The organism is Pseudomonas sp. BRG-100 (assembly GCF_000737955.1).
Classification (GTDB): domain Bacteria; phylum Pseudomonadota; class Gammaproteobacteria; order Pseudomonadales; family Pseudomonadaceae; genus Aquipseudomonas; species Aquipseudomonas synxantha_A.
Map to the genome: position 1 here is coordinate 4,064,599 of NZ_JPRX01000001.1, position 22,176 is coordinate 4,086,774.

The window sequence follows — 22,176 nt, forward strand, 5'->3', positions numbered from 1 at the left end:
CCCGGGTTTTAAGGAAACCGTTATGAGTCTGGCGCTGTTCCCACTCAACACTGTGCTGTTCCCAGGCTGCACCCTCGACCTGCAGATATTTGAGGCGCGCTACCTGGACATGATCAGCCGCTGCATGAAAAAGGGCGAAAGCTTTGGTGTGGTGTGCATCTTCAATGACCAGGAAGTGGGCATAGCCCCGGACGGCTACGCGCTGATCGGCTGCGAAGCGTTTATTCGCGACTTCAAACAGCAGGACAATGGCCTGCTGGGGATTCGTGTCGAGGGTGGCCGGCGTTTCCGCGTACTAGACGTCACGGTGCAGAAAGATCAATTGCTGGTGGCCGAGGTTAAATGGTTGGAGGAGATGCCGGATCGGCCTCTGGAAGAAGAGGACGCCGACTTGCTGGCGCTGCTGGAGGCCCTGGCGGAGCACCCGATGGTGGCTTCGCTGGAGATGAACGCCCATGCCGAAAGCCAGCAGGCCCTCGGCAACCAACTGGCGTACCTGCTGCCGTTTACCGACGCCGATAAGGTCGACTTGCTGCGAATTGACGATCCGCAGCAGCGGCTGGATGCCATTCAGATGTTGCTGGATGAATTGCAGGGTGAGTTGTTCACCTGAGATACAGAATTTTCTGCGGTTGCTTTCGGATTTTGCTACGTCATTTCAGGCGCGGCGCCTGCAATATTTTCCGATCACACCATAATGATCGGGGATGACCATGATTCGTCTGACACCATCGGAACAAGTCGCCTGGGACACGTATTTTGTCAGCGTGACCACGCAATTGCTCCAGCAGGACGCCACCCGGGGCGCAGAGTACATCGCAGAGCGCGCCGCCGACATTGCCGACGAGATGCTGCTGGAGCGACGCGAGCGTTGCGTGGAGCGTCGCTCTGCTTCAGTGGACTGGATTGGCCCGGCCAAGGGTCAGTAGGCGTACCTGAGCAATGCATGGGAGGTGCCGGTGAATGCAATGAAGCCGAGCACCGCCACCACCGCCGGCAATACCAGCCACCAGGCTTTTTGCGTCATTGCCGGCAGCGGGCTGCGGTACTGGATCACGGTCAGGCTGAACGCACACACCGTCATGGCCAGTAGCGTGCCTGCGAGGATGTCGCTGGGCCAGTGAGCGCCCAGGTACACCCGCGACAGAGCAATGAATGCGGCGGGTATGCAGCCCAGCAGCATCCAGGTCAGGCGCAACCGCGTGGGTTGGCCGCGACCGGCCAATACCGCGAGCGCCAGGAAGAACGCAAAAGCGCCGGAGGCATGGCCGCTGGGCATACTGAAACTGGTCAACGGGTCGGTCAGAATCTCCGGGCGGCCGCGGGCAAAGAACAGCTTGGTGCCGGTGTTGATCACCGCCGCGCCTGCCAGGGTCGCTCCCACAAACAGCGCGTGGCGCCATTGCCGGGCCACAAACAACAGGGCGGTGAACACGGCGCTGGCGACGAACATTTTCTTGAACTCGCCCAATTGCGTGATCCGCACCATCACCTCATCCAGCCACGGGCTGCGATGCTCCTGCACCAGGGCGCTCAGGCCCTGATCGAAGTCATTGAGATGCGGGTAGCCGATAAACAGCGCGATCAGCAGGGTCAGGCTGGCACAACCGATCCACAACGTTGCGCGACGATGGGCGCGCAGGCTGCTGTTCAAACTCAATCCCAATAGCGCCGCCAGGCACGCCGCGACAATCGCCGCTTCCGGCCAGAAACCTTCCGGCAAGGGCAGGCGGAACGCGGCACCGGCTGCCCAGCCCGGCAGCAGATACGCCACTGACCAACCGGCGGCGGCGATCAGGCTGACGATCGCAAAGCGCGGGAACGGCATGTCGCACATACCGGCGACCATCGGCAGCATGGGGCGCAATGGCCCGATGAAGCGCCCGACCAGCAAGCTGGCGATTCCGTACTTGTGGAAGTAGGTTTCTGCGCCATTCATCCATTCCGGATGATGTCGCAGGCCCGGCAAGCGCCGGATGTTCTGATGGAAATGTCGGCCCAGGTAGTAGGAAACCCCGTCGCCCAATAGACCGCCGAGGAAGCCCAGCAGCAGGGTTTCACTCAGTGACAACGCACCGCTGCCGGCCAGTGCGGCAATCGCAAACAGCAATACCGTGCCCGGCACGATCAGCCCGGCAATGGCCAGGCACTCCACGCACGCGACAATAAACACCGCGGCTGCCAGCCATTGCGGGTTCAGGGTCAGCCAGCCGGTGATGCTATCGAGCCATTGGCCCATACAATCCACTCCATAATGAGACGGTGAATTTCCACTGTGGGAGCTGGCTTGCCTGCGATGGCTGCGGCATGGTCAGCATGGAAGTTGCCTGGCCCACCGCTATCGCAGGCAAGCCAGCTCCCACATGGGATGTGTCGCCCGTTAGATCAAAAAATAATCGCGGCCTTCGACCTGCCCGCGGCGCAGCGGGTTCCGCGTGCAGTACGGCGCATAGCCGGCATCGACGAAGCGGTACATCAAGTGTTCATCGCGCCCGCTGGGAATGCCCAGCCGGGTGGTCTGGATAATCTGTGTGGGCACCTGGCCCACATCTTCGACATACAGCAGTTCCTGATCGAAGCGCTTGGCGTCCCACATCGGCACTTTCAGGCCCAGTGCCTTGCACAACAGGGTCTGCCCGGCGCACAGCTTCTGCGCCGGGCGCGGGCTGCCGTCGGGGTTGGGGTTGTTCAACAGCATTTGCGCCAGGCTCGCCGGCCCGCAGAGTTCATCGACCCACGGGTAAGCCGACTTGATCAGCACGGCATTCCCCGGGCCGTGGGCGCTGAAGTTCAGGGAATCACCGCCCCTGGCGTAGTACATATAGATATGACCGCCATCCAGAAACAAAGCCTTACGCTTTTCTGTGTAGCCCAGCGACGCATGGCTGCCTTTTTCGGCCACGTAATAGGCTTCGGTTTCAATAATTCGCGCCGAAAGCCAGAGATCACCGACACGGTGGCGAATGATTTTCCCCAACAGTTCTTGCGCGAGCAGTTGTGCATCGCGGTCGAAGAAGCCGTCGGGCAGGGCGCTTGCGGGGAGTGGGGCGGTAAGTCCGGGCATGGCGTTCAGGGTTATTACGGCTAAATGTGACGGAATAATAACAACTCTCACCTTAATTACCGCTGAACCCCGGGTTTTTACAGTTCATTTCGACCATCCGCCCCTCACCGCTGTCAGTCGAGCGGCGTCACAGCTATAATCTGCCGCTTTCCTCTTTGCCAAGACTCCCTGACCATGACTGAGTCCGTTCTTGACTACATGACCCGCCTGGGTCGCGCTGCCCGTCAGGCCTCGCGGTTGATCGCCCGTGCGAGCACTGCGCAGAAGAACCGTGCGCTGCTGGCGGCTGCCGATGCTCTGGATGCTTCGCGCTCCGAGTTGACCGCTGCCAATGAACTGGACTTGGCCAACGGTCGCGCCAATGGCCTGGAACCTGCCTTGCTGGATCGCCTGGCACTGACCCCGGCACGTATCGACGACATGATCGAAGGCCTGCGTCAGGTGGCCAAGCTGCCTGACCCCATCGGTGAAATCCGCGACATGCGCTACCTGCCGTCCGGTATCCAGGTCGGCAAGATGCGCGTGCCGCTGGGTGTGATCGGCATCATCTACGAGTCGCGTCCGAACGTGACCATCGACGCCGCGAGCCTGTGCCTGAAGTCGGGCAACGCCACCATCCTGCGAGGCGGCTCCGAGGCGATCAATTCCAACCGTGCTATCGCCGCCTGCATCCAGCAAGGCCTGGCCGTGGCCGAGTTGCCAGCTGAAGTGGTGCAAGTGGTGGAAACCACCGACCGCGCGGCTGTGGGCGCGTTGATCACCATGCCGGAATTCGTCGACGTGATTGTGCCCCGTGGCGGCAAGAGCCTGATCGAGCGCGTCAGCCGCGATGCCAAGGTGCCAGTCATCAAGCACCTGGACGGCGTGTGCCACGTCTTCATCGACATCGCCGCCGACCTCGACAAGGCGATTCGCATTGCCGACAACGCCAAGACCCACCGCTACGCGCCGTGCAACACCATGGAAACCCTGCTGGTGCACGCCGGCATTGCCGAGCGCGTGCTGCCGCCGCTGGCTGCCATCTACCGTGACAAGGGCGTGGAACTGCGTGGCTGCGAGCGTACCCGTGCACTGCTCGGCAGCGATGTGATCGAAGCGACTGAACAAGACTGGTACACCGAATACACGGCGCCGATCCTGTCGATTCGCATCGTCGACGACCTGGATCAGGCCATCGAACACATCAATAAATACGGCTCCAAGCACACCGACGCCATTGTTTCCGAGCATTTCAGCGATGCCCGGCGTTTCCTCAATGAAGTGGACTCCGCTTCGGTGATGATCAACGCCTCGACACGTTTTGCCGACGGCTTCGAGTATGGCCTGGGGGCGGAGATCGGTATCTCCACCGACAAGCTCCATGCACGCGGCCCGGTTGGCCTTGAAGGGCTGACCAGCGAGAAGTACGTAGTGTTCGGCGACGGTCATGTGCGCACTTGATGGCTAAACGCATCGGGCTGCTCGGCGGTACTTTCGACCCCGTGCACATCGGCCATTTGCGCAGTGCCCTGGAAGTCGCCGATGCCCTGGCGCTGGACGAGGTGCGGCTGCTGCCCAATTTTCGGCCGCCGCATCGCGATACGCCGCAGGTGTCCGCGCAACAGCGTCTGGAAATGGTGCAGGTGGCCGTAGAGGGCATACAGCCGTTGATGGTGGACGACCGCGAGCTCAAGCGCGATAAACCGTCCTACACTGTCGACACCCTGGAGCTGATGCGCGCCGAGATGGCCGCAGATGACCAGTTGTTTCTGCTTTTGGGCTGGGACGCATTTTGCGGCCTGCCCTCTTGGCACCGCTGGGAGGAGCTCCTCCAGCATTGCCACATCCTGGTTTTGCAACGCCCGGATGCCGACAGCGAACCGCCGGATGCCTTGCGCAACCTGCTGGCCGCGCGGTCGGTAAGTGACCCCTTGGCCCTGACCGGGCCGAACGGGAATATTGCATTCGTCTGGCAGACCCCGCTTGCGGTGTCCGCCACCCAGATCCGTCAACTGCTGGCCAGCGGTAAGTCGGTACGTTTCCTGGTGCCTGACGCGGTCCTGGCCTACATCGATGCGCACGGGCTTTACCGTGCGTCGAACTGAAAAGGCGCGCTTGAACGCACGAGCCGTGCAGCAAGCGCCCGAACATACGAGCAAAACGAGTTTTATATGACGAACAAAGACGTAAGCAAAGTTAAGCGCAAAGGCACCTTCAAAAGCGCACCGCTGCCGGTTGAAGCCCACGTGGGCCCGGAATTGGCTGGCGAAGAGCTGGTGAAAGTGGCCGTGGCCGCCCTGGAAGACGTTAAGGCCCAGGACATCCAGGTGCTGGACGTACGCGACAAGCAAAGCATCACCGACTTCATGATCATCGCCACCGGTACCTCCAACCGCCAGATCGGCGCGATGCTCGACAAGGTTCGCGAAGCCGTCAAAGCCCAGGGCGTGAAGCCTCTGGGTGAGGAAGGCAAGGGCGACAGCGACTGGGTACTGCTGGACATGGACGATGTGATCGTTCACATGATGACCTCCAACGCCCGCCAGTTCTACGACCTGGAACGTCTGTGGAAAGGCGCCGAGCAGAGCCGTGCCGCCGATGGCAAGCACCACAGCCCGGAAGTGGGCCACGCGCACTTCGACAAGCTCAACAAAGACCAGGAATAAGGAACGGCTGTGCGCCTGCGTCTGATCGCTGTCGGTTCACGCATGCCCAAGTGGGTGGAAGAAGGCTGGCACGAGTATGCCAAGCGTCTGCCCGCTGAGCTGTCGCTTGAACTGGTGGAAATACCGCTCAATACCCGGGGCAAGAACGCCGATGTGGCGCGCTTTATTCGCCAGGAAGGCGAAGCCATGCTGGCCAAGGTCGGCCCCAACGAGCGTATCGTCACTCTCGAAGTGCACGGCAAGCCCTGGAGCACCGAGCAGTTGGCGGTGGAACTGGATCGCTGGCGCCTGGATTCGCGTACGGTCAACTTCATGGTCGGTGGCCCCGAGGGGCTTGCGCCGGAAGTCTGCGCGCGAGCCGATCAGCGCTGGTCGTTGTCGGCGCTGACATTGCCGCACCCGTTGGTAAGGATTCTGATCGGTGAACAGCTGTATCGCGCCTGGACAGTTCTGTCCGGGCACCCTTACCACAAATAGTCTGCGCTGCCCCCGATGACCCAGCCGATCCGCATCAAGGACCACGAGAAAGACGCACGTCTGGTACGCGCGCGGGTGGTGTTCGGTGCGATTTTGGTGGTGGCGTTGATGTGCGTGCTGATTGCGCGTCTGTATTTCCTGCAGGTGATCCAGTACGACTATCACTCCACGCTGTCGGAAAACAACCGGGTGCATGTGCAGCCGATTCCGCCGACCCGTGGGCTGATCTTCGACCGCAATGGCGTGGTGGTCGCGGATAACCGCCCCAGCTTCAGCCTGAGCATGACCCGTGAGCGTTCCGGCGACTGGCAGCAGGTGCTCGATGTGATTGTCGAGGTGCTGCAACTGACGCCGGAAGACCGGGTGATCTTCGAGAAACGCATGAAGCAGGGGCGCCGGCCGTTCGAGCCGGTGCCGATCCTGTTCGAGCTGACCGAAGAGCAGATCGCCCGAATCGCCGTGAACCAGTTCCGTCTGCCGGGTGTGGAAGTGGTGGCGCAGTTGGTGCGCCACTATCCGCAGGGGGCGCACTTTGCCCACTCGGTCGGCTATATGGGGCGGATCAACGAGAAAGAGCTTAAAACCCTCGACCCGGTCAATTACAGCGGCACCCATCATATCGGCAAGACCGGCATCGAGCGTTTCTACGAGCCCGAGCTGCACGGCCAGGTGGGTTACGAAGAAGTCGAGACCAACGCCCGCGGCCGCGTCTTGCGCGTGCTCAAGCGCACCGACCCGATACCGGGCAAGGACATTGTGCTGAGCCTGGACATCAAGTTGCAGGAAGCGGCCGAGATGGCCCTGGGTGGCCGGCGTGGCGCCGTGGTGGCGCTGGACCCGAAAACCGGCGAAGTGCTGGCGATGGTCAGTCAGCCGAGTTTCGACCCTAACCTGTTCGTCACCGGCATCAGCTTCAAGGCCTACGCCGAGCTGCGCGACTCCATCGATCGACCGCTGTTCAACCGCGTATTGCGCGGCCTGTATCCACCGGGTTCGACCATCAAGCCGGCGGTGGCGATCGCCGGCCTGGATTCCGGCGTGGTCACGGCCTCCAGTCGGGTCTATGACCCCGGCTACTACATGCTGCCCAACTATGATCACAAATACCGTAACTGGAACCGCTCCGGTGACGGCTATGTCGACCTGGACACCGCGATCATGCGCTCCAACGACACCTATTTTTACGACCTGGCCCACAAGCTGGGGATCGATCGCCTGTCTGCCTACATGGGCAAGTTCGGCCTCGGTCAGAAAGTCTCTCTGGACATGTTCGAAGAGTCTCCCGGCCTGATGCCGTCGCGGGAATGGAAGCGTGCGACGCGCCGTCAGGCATGGTTCCCGGGTGAAACCCTGATCCTGGGGATCGGCCAGGGCTATATGCAGGCCACGCCGCTGCAACTGGCCCAGGCCACGGCGCTGGTGGCCAATAAAGGCATCTGGAATCGGCCGCACCTGGCCAAGACCATCGAAGGCGAAAAGCCGGTAGACGACAACCCGATTCCCGATATTGTGCTGCGCGACCCGTCGGACTGGGCCAAGGTCAACCACGGCATGCAGCAAGTCATGCACGGCGCACGGGGTACCGCACGCAAGGCGGCAGCCGGCGCGCAATACCGCATCGCCGGCAAGAGTGGTACGGCCCAGGTGGTCGCGATCAAGCAGGGCGAAAAATATGACCGTTCCAAGGTTCAGGAGCGTCACCGCGACCACGCCTTGTTTGTCGGCTTCGCCCCGGCTGACGACCCGAAAATCGTGGTCTCGGTGATGGTCGAGAACGGTGAGTCCGGCTCTGGCGTCGCGGCGCCCGTGGTGCGGCAGATCATGGATGCCTGGCTGTTGGCCGAGGATGGCAAGCTCAAGCCCGAATATGGCGGCCCCCCATCAAGCCCCGAGGTTACGGCCCGTGAAGAGTAATTTTGACCGCATCCTCTCCAGCGAGGATGTGATGCGTCGCCGTGCGACGTTGCTGCAACGCATGCACATTGATGGCCCCCTGCTGATCCTGCTGCTGACCTTGGCGGCCGGGAGCCTGTTCGTGCTGTATTCGGCCAGCGGCAAGAACTGGGACCTGCTGATCAAACAGGCGTCCTCGTTTGGCCTGGGCCTGTTGTCGATGGTGGTGATCGCCCAGCTTGAACCACGCTTCATGGCGCGTTGGGTGCCGCTGGGGTATGTCGCCGGCGTGTTGCTGCTGGTGGTGGTGGATGTCATGGGCCATAACGCCATGGGAGCCACGCGCTGGATCAACATTCCCGGGGTGATTCGCTTCCAACCGTCGGAATTCATGAAGATCCTGATGCCGGCCACCATCGCCTGGTACTTGTCCAAGCGCACCTTGCCGCCACAGCTCAAGCACGTGGTGATCAGCCTGCTTCTAATCGGCGTGCCGTTTATTCTGATCGTGCGCCAGCCTGACCTTGGCACCTCATTGCTGATTCTGGCCGGTGGCGCGTTCGTGCTGTTTATGGGGGGCTTGCGCTGGCGCTGGATCCTCAGCGTGCTGGCCGCTGCCGTCCCCGTGGCCGTGGCCATGTGGTTCTTCTTCATGCACGACTATCAGAAGCAACGGATCCTGACGTTCCTCGACCCGGAGAGCGACCCGTTGGGCACCGGCTGGAACATCATCCAGTCCAAGGCGGCCATCGGTTCCGGCGGCGTATTCGGCAAAGGCTGGTTGCTGGGCACCCAGTCCCATCTGGACTTCTTGCCCGAAAGTCATACCGACTTCATCATCGCGGTGATGGGCGAAGAGTTCGGCCTGGTGGGCATTTGCGCCTTATTGTTGATCTATCTGCTGTTGATTGGTCGCGGCCTGGTGATTACCGCCCAGGCGCAGACGCTGTTCGGTAAATTGCTTGCCGGCAGCCTGACCATGACTTTTTTTGTTTACGTTTTCGTCAACATCGGTATGGTCAGTGGCCTGCTGCCGGTGGTTGGGGTGCCGTTGCCATTCATTAGCTACGGCGGAACTTCGCTGGTGACATTGCTGTCAGCGTTTGGGGTTTTGATGTCGATTCATACGCATCGCAAGTGGATCGCACAGGTTTGAATAAGGTGAAGATGTCAATGCAAGTAATGCGCGGCTGGGCGACTCGGCATGCGACCTGGATGGGCCTGATTGGGCTGCTGGGGGCAACGCAAGAGGCGCAGGCCGGTGACTACGATGGTTCACCCCAGGTCGCCGAATTTGTCGGTGAGATGACCCGCGACTACGGTTTTGCTGGCGAGCAACTGATGGGCGTGTTCCGCGAAGCCCAGAAAAAGCAGGCGATCCTCGACGCCATTTCCCGCCCCGCCGAACGCGTGAAGCAGTGGAAGGAATATCGCCCGATGTTCCTTACTGACGCACGTATTGCCCGCGGCGTGGACTTCTGGCGCCAGCATGAAGCCGTCCTGGCCCGCGCCGAGCAGGAATACGGCGTGCCGGCCCAGGTCATCGTCTCGATCATCGGCATTGAAACGTTCTACGGCCGCAATACCGGCAGCTACCGGGTGATCGACGCCTTGTCGACCCTGGGCTTCGATTACCCGCCGCGTGCCGAATTCTTCCGCAAGGAGCTGCGCGAATTCCTGCTGCTGGCCCGCGAAGAACAGGTCGACCCGATGACACTCAAGGGCTCGTACGCCGGCGCGATGGGCTTGCCGCAGTTCATGCCGAGCAGCTTTCGCGCCTATGCGGTGGACTTTGACGGCGACGGCCATATCAATATCTGGAGCAACCCCGACGACGCTATCGGCAGCGTGGCCAGCTACTTCAAGCGTCACGGCTGGGTGGGCGGCGAACCGGTGGTTATCCGCGCCGATGTCACAGGTGAGCGCGCCGATGAAGGCTTGACCCAGGGTATCGAGCCGGTCAAGACCGTCGGGGAGTTGCGAGCGCTGGGCTGGTCGAGTCAGAATGCGCCACGCGACGACATGCCGGTGACGGCATTCCGCCTGGAAGGTGCAAACGGCCCGGAATACTGGATGGGCCTGAAGAATTTCTACGCAATCACGCGTTATAACCGCAGTGTGATGTACGCCATGGCCGTGCATCAGCTGTCAGATGAGCTGGTTCAAGCACGGGGCAACAAGTAATGCGGGTATCGCCGTTCAAAAAACCGCTCAAGCTGGTGGCGTTCGCCGCGTTGTCCTTGCTGGTTGCCAGTTGCTCCACCACCCCTAACCGTGCGCCTGCCAAGAAGGCCGGTGGCGCGGTGGTGCGCGCCCAGCCGGGCCTGGACATCAACCGTGCGCACAAAGACGGCGCGCCGTGGTGGGATGTGGATGTCTCGAAAATCCCGGACGCCACGCCGACTCTGCACACCGGCCCCTACAAGGCCAACCCCTACACCGTGCTGGGCAAGAATTACTTCCCGCTGCAGGAATCCAAGACTTACGTGCAGTCCGGCACCGCGTCCTGGTACGGCACCAAGTTTCATGGCCAGAACACCGCCAATGGCGAGGTGTATGACCTGTACGGCATGAGCGCGGCCCACAAGACCCTGCCGTTGCCCAGCTATGTTCGCGTTACCAACCTGGACAACAACCGTACGGTGATCCTGCGGGTCAACGACCGCGGGCCGTTCTATTCGGACCGGATCATCGATTTGTCCTACGCCGCGGCCAAGAAGCTTGGATACGCCGAAACCGGCACTGCACGGGTGAAAGTCGAGGGCATCGACCCGGCGCAGTATTGGGCCCAGCGTGGCAAGCCGGCGCCGTTGATGCTTAACGAACCGGCAACCCCCCAACCGCAAGTGACGGCCTCGACCGGCAAGATCGAGCAGTGGACGCCGCCGCCGGCGCAACATGCTCCGGATACCGTCGTCGTCCCTCACGCAGCACCGGGCGCCTCGATGGCGGGCGGGCAATACCTTCAGGTCGGCGCTTTCGCCAACCCGGATGCGGCAGAACTGTTAAGGTCCAAGCTCAGCGGTATGGTCAGCGCGCCGGTCTTCATCAGTTCCATCGTGCGTAACCAGCAAACGTTGCACCGTGTACGCATGGGCCCGATCGGTTCGCCAAGTGAAGTGGCGCAAGTGCAGAACAGCGTCCGCCTGGCCAACCTGGGGCAACCCAGCGTGGTCACCGCAGAATAAGTAACGGATTGATGGCTCAGGTGCGCCTGCGCGCTTGAGTCCAGGTTGTTGGCTCGTTGGACAATAAAAACCCAGGGGCAAGGGGTGAGCGGGCAACCGAACACGTGACAGTCTGGAAGCGGGCTGTCTGAATAGTTTTGCCCGCGAGGGCAAGTTTCCATAAGCAATTTCGAGAGACGGATGAACATCACCACCTTAGCCAAACGCACGTGCCTGCTTATCTCGCTGATCATCACCCCGGCCGCCTGGGCGGTTGAAATGGTGCCGGCCTCCCCGCAACTGGCCGCCAAGTCGTGGGTCCTCATGGACGCCGCCAGTGGCAACGTGCTGGTCGAAAACGGCGGTGATGTACGCCTGCCGCCAGCCAGCCTGACCAAGCTGATGACTGCCTATATCGCGACCCTGGAAATCCGTCGCGGCCAGATCGGCGAGAACGATCCGGTCACCGTCAGCGAAAACGCCTGGCGTACCGGTGGTTCGCGGATGTTCATCAAGGTCGGCTCGCAAGTCACCGTCAGTGACCTATTGCACGGCATCATCATCCAGTCCGGCAACGACGCCAGCGTCGCCCTGGCCGAGCACATCGCCGGCAGCGAAGATGCGTTCGCCGACGTGATGAACAAGACTGCCGCCGACCTGGGCATGACCAACAGCCACTTCATGAACCCGACCGGCCTGCCGAACCCAGAGCACTATTCGTCGGCTCACGACATGGCGATCCTGGCGCGCGCGATCATCCGCGTTGACCCGGTGCACTACGCGATCTACTCCCAGAAGGAGTTCTTCTGGAACAACATCAAGCAGCCTAACCGCAACCTGCTGCTGTGGCGCGACAAGACCGTCGACGGCCTGAAAACCGGCCACACCGACGAAGCCGGTTACTGCATGGTGTCGTCCGCTGTGCGTGATGGCCAGCGCCTGATCGCCGTGGTATTCGGCACCAACAGCGAACAGGCCCGTGCGGCCGAGACGCAAAAACTGCTGACCTACGGCTTCCGCTTCTTCGAAACCCAGACCTTCTACCAGAAGGGTGCCGAGCTTGCGACCGCGCCGGTATGGAAAGGCGCCACCTCCCAAGTCAAGGCCGGCCTGGCTGACGACCTGACCCTGACCATGCCTAAAGGCCAGCTGAAAAAGCTCGCCGCCAGCATGACCCTGAACCCGCAATTGGTCGCCCCAATCGCCAAGGGCGACGTGATCGGTAAAGTCGAAGTCAAGCTGGACGACAAGGTGGTGCATAGCGCCGACCTGATCGCGCTGGACGCTGTCGAGGAAGGTGGTATCTTCCGCCGCGTATGGGATAGCATCCGTCTATTCTTCTACGGCTTGTTCAACTGATTGTGTGCACCTGCAAAGCCCCGCGTTGATCCAGCGCGGGGCTTTGCCCGTCGCCACGGCTTAGCGCTTACGAGGCTGTTCTGCCATGACCGATAAAGACGTAGAAGTAAAGGCGCCAAAGATCGAATTCCCTGTGACGGATTATCCCGTCAAGGTGATCAGCGATACCGGTGTCGGCCGCAAGGACAAGATTCTCGAAATCGTCAGGAAACACGCGACGATCAACGACAACCGCGTGGACGAGCGTCAAAGCTCCACCGGCAAGTACACCACGATTCAGTTGCACATCGTTGCGACCGATCAGGACCAGCTCTACAACATCAACAGCGAACTGCGGGCCACCGGCTTCGTGCACATGGTGCTGTGATGTCGCACGTTCTGGGCTTTCGCGAGCTCGGCCAGATGGCCTACGAGCCGGTCTGGCATGCCATGCAGCGCTTTACCAACGAGCGCGGCACCTCTGCCCCGGATGAAATCTGGCTGGTGGAACACCCGCCGGTATTCACCCAGGGGCAGGCCGGCAAGGCCGAGCATCTGTTACTTCCGGGTGATATTCCGGTGGTGCAGGTCGACCGGGGTGGCCAAGTGACTTACCATGGCCCAGGGCAATTGGTGGCTTACCTGTTGCTGGATGTGCGCAAGCTGGGTTTTGGCGTGCGCGACCTGGTCAGCCGCATGGAGGCTTGCCTGATCGAGCTGCTGGCCAGTTATGGCGTGACCGCCGCGGCCAAGCCCGATGCACCCGGTGTGTATGTAGACGGCGCGAAAATCGCCTCTCTGGGGCTGCGTATTCGCCACGGTTGTTCCTTTCATGGCCTGGCCTTGAACGTGGACATGGACCTGGCGCCGTTCCGGCGGATCAACCCGTGCGGTTATGCCGGGCTGGCGATGACCCAACTGAGCGATCATGCCACACCGATTAAATTTGCCGAGGTTAGTGCCCGGCTGCGCGCGCAGCTCGTCAAACACCTCGACTATGCAGAGCAGACGACCCTGACGGGCGGAATCGATTGATATGACTACTGATGTTGTGCAAACCATGATCCCGACGCTGGACATCACTGAGCGTCCAGCCCCGGCCCCGCGTGCCAAGGTGGAAGCCGGCGTCAAGCTGCGCGGCGCCGAGAAGGTTGCACGCATCCCGGTCAAGATCATCCCGACCACCGAACTGCCGAAGAAACCCGACTGGATTCGCGTGCGCATCCCGGTTTCGCCGGAAGTCGACCGTATCAAGTCCCTGCTGCGCAAACACAAACTGCACAGCGTATGCGAAGAAGCGTCCTGCCCGAACCTGGGTGAATGCTTCTCTGGCGGCACCGCCACGTTCATGATCATGGGCGACATCTGCACCCGTCGTTGCCCATTCTGCGACGTAGGCCACGGCCGTCCGAAACCTCTGGACGTCAACGAGCCGCAAAGCCTGGCCATCGCCATCGCCGACCTGAAACTCAAGTACGTGGTGATCACGTCGGTCGACCGTGACGACCTGCGCGACGGCGGTGCCCAGCACTTCGCCGACTGCATCCGTGAGATCCGCAAGCTGTCACCCAACGTGATGCTCGAAACCCTGGTGCCGGACTACCGTGGCCGTATGGACGTGGCTCTGGAAATCACCGCCGCCGAGCCGCCAGATGTGTTCAACCACAACCTGGAAACCGTACCGCGCCTGTACAAGGCTGCGCGTCCGGGTTCGGACTACCAGTGGTCGCTGACCCTGCTGCAGAAATTCAAGCAGATGATGCCGCACATCCCGACCAAATCCGGCTTGATGCTGGGCCTGGGCGAGACCGACGAAGAAGTCATCGAAGTCATGAAACGCATGCGCGAACACGACATCGACATGCTGACCCTGGGCCAGTACCTGCAACCATCGCGCAGCCACTTGCCGGTGCAGCGTTTCGTGCACCCGGACACCTTCGCCTGGTTCGCCGAGGAAGGTTACAAGATGGGCTTCAAGAACGTGGCGTCGGGCCCGTTGGTGCGTTCTTCGTACCACGCCGACGAGCAGGCCAAGCTGGTCAAGGCAAGCCTGGTTTCGTAAGCCGCCCCCAGAATCAATGTGAAATGCTGGCTTGTGTGGGAGCTGGCTTGCCTGCGATAGCATCACCTCGGTGTCACTGATACACCGAGGCGCTTGCATCGCAGGCAAGCCAGCTCCCACATTTCGTTCTGCGTCATATAGGGAGAACCATAGATGACCGCCGCCGTACCTGCACTGCGTTCTGAAGGCACCATCGGCCTGATCGCCCCCGCTGGCCCTGCCGCGCTGGACGTTGAAAAAGCCGGGCAATGGATGCGTGCCCGCGGTTACGACCTGCGCATTTACCCCGGTGTATACGAGCGCGACGGCTACCTGGCCGGCAGCGATGAAGTGCGCCTGCGCGACCTGCACGCCGCCTTCGCCAACCCTGACGTCGATGCCATCTTCTGCCTGCGCGGCGGCTACGGTACGCCACGCTTGCTCGACGCGCTGGACTTCGACCTGCTGCGCGCCCACCCCAAACCATTCGTGGGTTACAGCGATATCACCGCCTTGCACCTGGCGATCAACCGTTACGCCGGCTTTGTCACATTCCACGGGCCGATGCTCAATGCCGACCTGCTGGGCGACAAGCAACAGCCAACCGAATCCTCCCTGTTCAGCCTGCTGCGTGGCCAACTGGGCGCCGGCAGTGTGCTTGCGCACCCGGTGGCCTACCCATTGACCACGATCGAGCCAGGCATTGCCTGTGGGCGCTTGCTGGGCGGTAATCTGTCGATGATTGCTGCAACAATGGGCACGCCGTATGAAATAGACGCCGAAGGCATCATCCTGTTTATCGAGGACGTCAACGAGCCGCTTTATCGTATCGACCGCCTGCTGACTCACCTGCGCCTGGCCGGCAAGCTGGCCCAGGTCGCCGGTGTGCTGGTAGGGGATGTGGCGGGTGTGGATAACGGTGCGCTGGAGCGGTTGCTGAAGCAGACCTTCGAACCCCTGTGCGTTCCGGTGCTGGCTGGCTGGCGCAGTGGGCATTGCGACCCCAACCTGACGTTGCCGATGGGTGCTTTGGTGCGCTTGGATGCGGGGGAGCGGCGGGTGGTGTTGGAGCAGGATGTAGTGTTCAACCACTGAGTTTTTTACAGTCTGCTAAACCGCAATCGGGGGCAAGCCCCTCCCACATTTTTGGAATGCATTCCAAGTGTGGGAGGGGGCTTGCCCCCGATTGCGGTAGTCGCCATAAGTCAATCTACCGGCCTTGCAGTGATTCCAGCAACTTCACCGTCGGATACCCATCCGCCGGCCAGCCCAACGCCTGCTGCGCCGCGCGAATCGCCTTGCGCGTATTGGCGCCGATAATCCCATCCGGGTTACCGGCGTCATAGCCTTTGGCGCTGAGTGCCGTTTGCAGGTCGATACGCTGGGAGCGGCTCAGCGGCAGCTCATCTTTGGGCCAACTGCCACGAATCACACCGCCGCCGCCAAATCGCTCCGACAATAGGCCAACCGCCAGCGCATAGGACGACGAATTGTTGTACTTGAGGATTGCGCGGAAGTTATCCAATACCAGGAATGCCGGGCCACGGTAGCCAGCCGGTAACAGCAGGGCGGCGGACAACTGGTCGACATTGGCCGGCAGGCTCACGCCAGGGGGGAGTTGGATGCCCAGTTGCAGCCATTGCGCCACGGTCTTGCGCACGCCGCCATCGGCCAGGCTGTAGTCGAAGCCCGACGGCAGCGGCTGCACTTCAACGCCCCATGGCTGGCCTTTCTGCCACCCGGAGCTTTGCAGGTAATGCGCCGTGGAGGCGAGGGCGTCGGACGGGCTGTTCCAGATATCGCGACGACCATCACCGTCAAAGTCCACCGCATGGGTGTTATAGGTGGTCGGGATAAACTGCGTCTGGCCCATCGCACCGGCCCAGGAACCTTTCATCTGGTCGGCTTGAATATCACCATGCTGGATGATCTGCAGCGCTGCCAGCAGCTGCGCCTGGGCAAAGGCCGGGCGACGGCCTTCATAGGCCAGGGTGGCCAGGGAGCGGATCACCGAATTATTGCCCTGGAACGCGCCGAAGTTGCTCTCCATGCCCCACACCGAGACCAGTGCCTGGCGGTCGACGCCATAGCGCTGTTCGATGCTTTGCAGAATATCAGCGTATTTGACCAGCAGCGCCTGACCATTGCGCACGCGCACCGGTGACAGGGCGCCGTCGAGGTATTCCCACACCGGGCGGGAAAATTCCGGTTGGCTTCGGTCGGCGCGAATCACCGCCATATCAGGGGTGACGCCGGCAAAAGCGTTATCGAACACAGCCGCAGTGATCCCGGCTTGCAGCGCTTGCGCACGGAAGCCAGCCTGCCATTCGGCAAAGGTCTGGGTCGGTTGGATATCAAGATTATCCACTGCCAAGGGGGCTACCACAGCCGGTGCGATAGCCGGTGCCGTCTGGAGCTTGGGCAGGGGCTGAGCGTCCGCGGCGGTAGGTTTTTCCGCGCAGGCGACAAGCAGAATGAGGCTGGAGGCAGCGATCAATTGGCGTAGGTGCCAACGACGAGAAAGACTAGAGGGCATGCACAGGTCCAGGGGGTTACAAATCAGGTACAGACCTTATCATGCCAGAGGGGCGCTTGCCTTCAGGCAGCCAGAAAGTAAGAAGCCTCCCAGCTATTAGACTGGAAGGCTTCGCGGCGGTAGCTGCCTTTGCCCTTGCCGGCGCGTTCCTGACGGCTGCGGAACAGTGGCTGGGCGATGATGGATTTGGCCTTGTTGGGGCCATGCTTGGATGGCTTTTTGCTCATGGTGGCTAGTCTCTGTGGGTGGTGGAGCGGGCAAATAATCTGCCTAAGTTGAGCGGCTGTAAAGCCCCGCGAAGTGTAGGAAAGGTACGCAGGTCAAATGTGGGAGGGGCTTGCTCCCGATAGCGGTACATCAGTGAAACATAAATTCCTGACACACTGCCATCGGGAGCAAGCCCCCTCCCACATTGGATCTATGGTGTTTTCAAGAGAGGGTTATTCGGCTGGCAGGGTGAGGCGCTGGCCGGCCATCAATAGCGACAAACGGCTCAGGCTCATCCACGGCGAGCCGGCTGCCTGGCCCTTGATCTGCGCATCGATGCGCTGCGCTTCCAGCAACAGTTGCGCCCAGCGTTGCGCCGAGTGCCGTTGCAGGGCTTTGCTCATCAGTGGTTTGCGCTTGTCCCACACCGGTGGCCTGGCCTGGCTGAAGCATTTGTCCAGCGGTGTGCCCTGGCTGTATTGCAAGGCGATATTCGCCAGTACTCGCAGCTCCCGGGCCAGGGCCCAGAGGATCACCGGCGGTTCCACCCCTTCGCCACGCAAGCCTTCAAGCATACGCAGCGCGTGGGCGGGCTCACCGTTGAGGATCGCATCGACCAGGCCGAACACATCAAAGCGAGCGCTATCGGCCACTGCGCCTTGTACGGTTTCGACGGTGATCTGCCCATCCTCGGCCATCAGCTTGAGCTTTTCGATCTCCTGTGCGGCGGCAAGCAGGTTGCCCTCGACCCGGGCGGCGATCAGCTCCACGGCATCTTGTGTCGCCGCCAGCCCCGATTGTGACAGGCGCTGACGAATCCACTGCGGCAACTGGTTGCTGTCCACTGGCCAGATCTGGATGAACTGGGTTTGCGCACCTTCTACCAGTGCCTTGCCCCACTTGGTTTTCTGCGCGCTGCCATCGAGCTTGGGCAGGCTGATCAGCAGCACGGTGTCTTCGGCAGGGCGCGAGCAGTACTCCATCAGCGCCGCCGCACCTTTGTCGCCCGGCTTGCCCGAGGGCAGGCGCAGCTCCAGCAGGCGCTTTTCGGCAAACAGCGACATGCTCGCGCCGGCTTGCAGCAGGGTACCCCAGTCGAAACTGGCGTCAGCACTGAATACCTGACGTTCATCGAAGCCTTGCTGGCGCGCGGCAGTGCGGATGGCGTCGGCGGCTTCCTGGCACAGCAGCGGGTCATCACCGCTGACGATATAAACAGGCGCGAGGCCACCTTGCAGGTGTTTGGCGAGTTGGGCGGGGGCGAGTTTCATAGGCAGGGCGAACGGGGCGCCAGGGGCGCCCCGTCTGGCTTACTCGACAGGAACTTCAACAGGCGATTGTTTCGGCGTGTTGTCTTCATACTCTTGCGCGGCTTTCAGGGCATCGGCGTCAGCCTTGGCCTTGTTGTCGGCGGTTTGCTGCAGGGCGGCGAGCTTTTCCGGGGTCAGCATTTGCAGGCGAGTCATCATGCGCTGGATCAGCTCACGACGCATTTCCTTGCGCACCTGGAGGGTCTCGGAGTCCGAACCCACCAGGTTATTGCCATCGTGGCTCACGACTTTCTGCACCTGGATCTTGTCACCCATCAGCGGCAACTGATCGCGACCCTGTACTTCGAAGTAGAGCGCAGTGTTCAACTCCACATCGGACGCACGGCCGGCACTGGCGTAGCTGATATTGCGCTGGGTTTCTTTCTCGTCCGTCAGGATCAGTTTGTAGGTCGCGCCGTTGTACACGTGCACGCCGCTGTTCTCCAGGGTCTGGCGCAGCTGGGTGACGGTTTCGCCGTAGGCGTTGCGGGCGCTGACGTCGAGTTCCTTGAGCGACAGCTCGTTGGTGCCGGTGCCGCGCAGCTGGAAGCCGCAAGCGCTCAGCAGCACGGCAAGGCCCATAACCAGCAGATTGCGTTTGATCATTTTGTTGCTCCCCTTGAAACCAGGTGGGCCTTATCCAGGCCCTAAAGGTTTAGTTCGGCGCAGGGCCCAAGCCCCGCGCCCGATCCGATTTAGCTGGCGACGATGTTGACCAGTTTGCCGGGCACCACGATCACTTTGCGGATCGTCAAGCCTTCGGTAAAGCGCAGCACGTTTTCGTTGATGCGCGCAGCCGCTTCGACCTCTTCACGGCTGGCACTGGCCGGCATGTCGATCTGGCCGCGCAGTTTACCGTTAACCTGGATGACCAGTTGCAGCGTGTCCTGAACCAGGGCGCTGTCATCCTGTACCGGCCAGGCGGCATCGATGACGGCGCCGCTGTGGCCCAGGCGGTTCCACAGGTCGTGGCTGATATGCGGCGTGATCGGTGCGAGCAGCAGGGTAACCGTTTCCAGGCCCTCGTGAATCAGCGCGCGATCAAGTTCGGTGGCCTGCGGGGCTTTTTCCAGCACGTTCATCAGCGTCATCACCTGGGCGATGGCGGTGTTGAACTTGTGGTTCTGCCCTACGTCCAGGCTCGCCTGGCGGATGGCCAGGTGAGTGCTGCGGCGAATGGCTTTCTGCTCGTCGTTCAAGGCCGCGACGTCCAGCTTGCCCGGCAAGCCCTGGCTGACATGGGCATGGGCCAGGCGCCAGACGCGCTTGAGGAAGCGGTGCGAGCCTTCGACGCCGGAGTCGGACCATTCGGCGCTCATGTCGGGCGGCGAGGCGAACATCATGAACAGACGGCAGGTATCGGCGCCGAACTGGTCGATCATCGACTGTGGGTCGACGCCGTTGTTCTTGGACTTGGCCATCTTCTCGGTGCCACCGATTTCCACCGGCAGGCCGTCGGCTTTCAGTTTGGCGCTGATCACCTTGGCTTTGCTGTCACGCTCAAGTTCGACGTCCGCCGGGTTGAACCAGGTGTAGGCGCCATTGGCTTCGCGACGATAGTAGGTATCGGCGATCACCATGCCCTGGGTCAGCAGGTTCTTGAACGGCTCATCGGAGCTCACCAGGCCTTCGTCACGCATCAGCTTGTGGAAGAAGCGCGCGTACAGCAGGTGGAGAATGGCGTGTTCGATACCGCCGATGTACTGATCCACCGGCAGCCAATGGTCGGCTGCGGATTTCTCCACCAGGCCACCTTCATAGTGCGGCGAGGCGTAACGGGCGTAGTACCAGGAGGACTCCACGAAGGTGTCCATGGTGTCGGTTTCACGCTTGGCCGGTGCGCCGCATTTCGGGCAGTTGCACTCGTAGAACTCGGGCATGCGCGCCAATGGCGAGCCAGCACCATCTGGCACTACATCTTCAGGCAGCACGACGGGCAGTTGGTCTTCCGGTACCGGTACATCGCCGCAGGTTTGGCAGTGAATGATCGGGATCGGGCAGCCCCAGTAGCGCTGGCGGCTGATCCCCCAGTCGCGCAGGCGGAACTGGGTGCGCGAAGCACCGAGGTTCTTCTTGATCAGCGCGACTTCGATGGCGTCGAAGGCGCCCTGGAAGTCCAGGCCGTCAAATTCGCCGGAGTTGATCAGGGTGCCGTGCTCGCCGTAGGCGTCTTGCCACGGGGCCGGGTTGGTGTCGCCCGAGCTGGTACGTACTACCGACTTGATCGGCAGGCTGTATTTGGTGGCGAATTCGAAATCGCGCTCGTCGTGGGCCGGCACGGCCATGACGGCGCCGTCGCCATAGTGCATCAGCACATAGTTGGCGACCCATACCGGCAGTTTCTCGCCGGTCAGCGGGTGCTCGACGAACAGGCCGGTCGGCAGGCCTTTTTTCTCCTGGGTGGCGACGTCGGCTTCCGCCACGCTGCCGCCCTTGCATTCGGCGATGAACGCCTGCAGCTCGGGGTTGTTCTGTGCCGCCTGGGTGGCCAGCGGGTGTTCGGCGGCGACCGCGACGTAAGTCGCGCCCATCAGCGTATCCGGACGGGTGGTGAAGACTTTCAGGGCGCCCGCTTCGCCGATGGAATCGACGTTATACGGGAACTGCACTTCCATGCCCTTGGATTTGCCGATCCAGTTGCGCTGCATGGTCTTGACCTGTTCAGGCCAGCCCGGCAGATCGTCGAGGCTCGACAACAGTTCATCCGCGTAGGCGGTGATCTTGAAGTAGTACATCGGGATTTCGCGCTTTTCGATCAGCGCGCCGGAGCGCCAGCCGCGACCGTCGATGACCTGCTCGTTGGCCAGTACGGTCTGGTCGATCGGGTCCCAGTTCACGGTACCGCTCTTTTTGTAGATCACACCTTTTTCGAACAGGCGCGTGAACAGCCATTGTTCCCAACGGTAGTAATCGGGCTTGCAGGTGGTGACCTCGCGGGACCAGTCCACCGCCAGGCCCAGGCTGCGCAGCTGGGTCTTCATGTAGGCGATGTTTTCGTAGGTCCACTTGGCGGGCGCCACGTTGTTTTTCATCGCGGCGTTTTCTGCCGGCATACCGAAGGCGTCCCAACCCATGGGTTGCAGGACGTTTTTGCCGAGCATGCGCTGGTAGCGGGAAATCACGTCGCCGATGGTGTAGTTACGCACGTGCCCCATGTGTAGCTTGCCGCTGGGGTAAGGGAACATCGATAGGCAGTAGTAAGTCTCCTTGCCTGGCTGTTCGCTGACTTCAAAGGACTTTTGCTCGTCCCAGAAGGTTTGTGCGGCATTTTCTATTTCACGGGGCTGATATTGTTCGTGCATGGCTACTTTTGAACTGAATAGGGGTGGCCTAATCCTCTTCGGTGCATAGTCCGGGTTGTTCGACACCAGAAAGTGGCGCGTCCGTGCCCAAACCCTGCGGGAAGTGGAGTTACAGGAAGCGCCGTAGCATACATGACCCCACTCTATCGAGGGAAACCCTGATTGCGCGGCAAGGGCCGTCTGTCGCGGCACCGGG

22 protein-coding genes are annotated in these 22,176 nt (G+C 61.4%); 15 read left to right on the plus strand and 7 right to left on the minus strand.

Annotated features, from left to right (window positions below; translation table 11 throughout):
- The first annotated feature begins 22 nt into the window (after nucleotides 1-22).
- Together JH25_RS09295 and JH25_RS09290 are read left to right on the plus strand one after the other, a co-directional pair.
- Nucleotides 23-613: an LON peptidase substrate-binding domain-containing protein gene (locus tag JH25_RS09295; protein WP_032879285.1), complete on the plus strand. Its 591-nt coding sequence runs from the start codon at nucleotides 23-25 to the stop codon at nucleotides 611-613.
- A 100-nt stretch (nucleotides 614-713) separates the two neighbouring features.
- Nucleotides 714-929 (plus strand): hypothetical protein, encoded by a 216-nt coding sequence (locus JH25_RS09290; RefSeq protein ID WP_032881203.1) that lies wholly within the window; start codon nucleotides 714-716, stop codon nucleotides 927-929.
- Here the strand turns inward: JH25_RS09290 and JH25_RS09285 are convergent.
- Together JH25_RS09285 and JH25_RS09280 are read right to left on the minus strand one after the other, a co-directional pair.
- Nucleotides 923-2,239, minus strand: a complete 1,317-nt coding sequence (locus tag JH25_RS09285; RefSeq protein WP_032879286.1) for a bifunctional DedA family/phosphatase PAP2 family protein — start codon at nucleotides 2,237-2,239, stop codon at nucleotides 923-925. The genes JH25_RS09290 and JH25_RS09285 overlap by 7 nt on opposite strands.
- Before the next feature lie 141 nt (nucleotides 2,240-2,380).
- Nucleotides 2,381-3,064, minus strand: coding sequence for a DNA-3-methyladenine glycosylase (locus JH25_RS09280; protein ID WP_032879288.1), 684 nt, complete (start codon nucleotides 3,062-3,064; stop codon nucleotides 2,381-2,383).
- 174 nt (nucleotides 3,065-3,238) lie between these two features.
- On the opposite strand from JH25_RS09280, the gene JH25_RS09275 reads away from it, so the two are divergent.
- The 13 genes from JH25_RS09275 to JH25_RS09215 all read left to right on the plus strand — a co-directional run bounded on the left by JH25_RS09275 (nucleotide 3,239) and on the right by JH25_RS09215 (nucleotide 15,720).
- On the plus strand, nucleotides 3,239-4,504 hold the full coding sequence (locus JH25_RS09275) for a glutamate-5-semialdehyde dehydrogenase (RefSeq protein WP_005791769.1): 1,266 nt from the start codon (nucleotides 3,239-3,241) through the stop codon (nucleotides 4,502-4,504).
- A complete protein-coding gene (gene nadD / locus JH25_RS09270; protein WP_032879289.1) occupies nucleotides 4,504-5,148 on the plus strand; it encodes a nicotinate-nucleotide adenylyltransferase in 645 nt (214 codons plus the stop codon). The genes JH25_RS09275 and nadD overlap by 1 nt, the downstream gene beginning before the upstream one ends.
- Nucleotides 5,149-5,214: 66 nt before the next feature.
- Nucleotides 5,215-5,709: a ribosome silencing factor gene (rsfS, locus tag JH25_RS09265; RefSeq protein ID WP_003176298.1), complete on the plus strand. Its 495-nt coding sequence runs from the start codon at nucleotides 5,215-5,217 to the stop codon at nucleotides 5,707-5,709.
- 9 nt (nucleotides 5,710-5,718) lie between these two features.
- Nucleotides 5,719-6,186: a 23S rRNA (pseudouridine(1915)-N(3))-methyltransferase RlmH gene (rlmH, locus tag JH25_RS09260; protein WP_003176297.1), complete on the plus strand. Its 468-nt coding sequence runs from the start codon at nucleotides 5,719-5,721 to the stop codon at nucleotides 6,184-6,186.
- 15 nt (nucleotides 6,187-6,201) lie between these two features.
- Entirely contained in the window at nucleotides 6,202-8,100 is a 1,899-nt protein-coding gene (mrdA, locus tag JH25_RS09255; RefSeq protein WP_032879291.1) for a penicillin-binding protein 2, read from the plus strand.
- Nucleotides 8,101-8,131: 31 nt separating this feature from the next.
- Nucleotides 8,132-9,235 (plus strand): rod shape-determining protein RodA, encoded by a 1,104-nt coding sequence (gene rodA / locus JH25_RS09250; RefSeq protein WP_050549432.1) that lies wholly within the window; start codon nucleotides 8,132-8,134, stop codon nucleotides 9,233-9,235.
- Nucleotides 9,236-9,252: 17 nt separating this feature from the next.
- Nucleotides 9,253-10,263: a lytic murein transglycosylase B gene (gene mltB / locus JH25_RS09245; RefSeq protein ID WP_005791758.1), complete on the plus strand. Its 1,011-nt coding sequence runs from the start codon at nucleotides 9,253-9,255 to the stop codon at nucleotides 10,261-10,263.
- Nucleotides 10,263-11,267: a septal ring lytic transglycosylase RlpA family protein gene (locus JH25_RS09240; protein ID WP_014720084.1), complete on the plus strand. Its 1,005-nt coding sequence runs from the start codon at nucleotides 10,263-10,265 to the stop codon at nucleotides 11,265-11,267. Before mltB ends, JH25_RS09240 begins: the two co-directional genes overlap by 1 nt.
- A 180-nt stretch (nucleotides 11,268-11,447) precedes the next feature.
- Complete coding sequence (locus JH25_RS09235; protein ID WP_005791754.1) at nucleotides 11,448-12,605, plus strand: D-alanyl-D-alanine carboxypeptidase family protein; 1,158 nt, start codon at nucleotides 11,448-11,450, stop codon at nucleotides 12,603-12,605.
- Nucleotides 12,606-12,690: 85 nt separating this feature from the next.
- Entirely contained in the window at nucleotides 12,691-12,972 is a 282-nt protein-coding gene (locus JH25_RS09230; RefSeq protein WP_005791752.1) for a DUF493 domain-containing protein, read from the plus strand.
- Complete coding sequence (lipB, locus tag JH25_RS09225; RefSeq protein WP_032879294.1) at nucleotides 12,972-13,619, plus strand: lipoyl(octanoyl) transferase LipB; 648 nt, start codon at nucleotides 12,972-12,974, stop codon at nucleotides 13,617-13,619. The genes JH25_RS09230 and lipB overlap by 1 nt, the downstream gene beginning before the upstream one ends.
- Before the next feature lie 25 nt (nucleotides 13,620-13,644).
- Nucleotides 13,645-14,646: a lipoyl synthase gene (gene lipA / locus JH25_RS09220; protein WP_164699560.1), complete on the plus strand. Its 1,002-nt coding sequence runs from the start codon at nucleotides 13,645-13,647 to the stop codon at nucleotides 14,644-14,646.
- Nucleotides 14,647-14,799: 153 nt separating this feature from the next.
- Nucleotides 14,800-15,720: a S66 peptidase family protein gene (locus JH25_RS09215; protein WP_032879299.1), complete on the plus strand. Its 921-nt coding sequence runs from the start codon at nucleotides 14,800-14,802 to the stop codon at nucleotides 15,718-15,720.
- Nucleotides 15,721-15,835: 115 nt separating this feature from the next.
- Here the strand turns inward: JH25_RS09215 and JH25_RS09210 are convergent, their stop codons facing one another.
- From JH25_RS09210 to leuS, 5 genes are all read right to left on the minus strand, one after another.
- Nucleotides 15,836-17,161 (minus strand): lytic murein transglycosylase, encoded by a 1,326-nt coding sequence (locus JH25_RS09210; protein WP_032879301.1) that lies wholly within the window; start codon nucleotides 17,159-17,161, stop codon nucleotides 15,836-15,838.
- 62 nt (nucleotides 17,162-17,223) lie between these two features.
- Complete coding sequence (gene arfA / locus JH25_RS09205; RefSeq protein ID WP_003176285.1) at nucleotides 17,224-17,388, minus strand: alternative ribosome rescue factor ArfA; 165 nt, start codon at nucleotides 17,386-17,388, stop codon at nucleotides 17,224-17,226.
- Between the two features lie 213 nt (nucleotides 17,389-17,601).
- On the minus strand, nucleotides 17,602-18,639 hold the full coding sequence (holA, locus tag JH25_RS09200) for a DNA polymerase III subunit delta (protein ID WP_005791737.1): 1,038 nt from the start codon (nucleotides 18,637-18,639) through the stop codon (nucleotides 17,602-17,604).
- Between the two features lie 39 nt (nucleotides 18,640-18,678).
- Nucleotides 18,679-19,284, minus strand: coding sequence for an LPS-assembly lipoprotein LptE (locus JH25_RS09195; protein ID WP_032879303.1), 606 nt, complete (start codon nucleotides 19,282-19,284; stop codon nucleotides 18,679-18,681).
- 89 nt (nucleotides 19,285-19,373) lie between these two features.
- A complete protein-coding gene (gene leuS, locus JH25_RS09190) occupies nucleotides 19,374-21,980 on the minus strand; it encodes a leucine--tRNA ligase (RefSeq protein WP_005791732.1) in 2,607 nt (868 codons plus the stop codon).
- Between the last annotated feature and the right edge of the window lie 196 nt (nucleotides 21,981-22,176).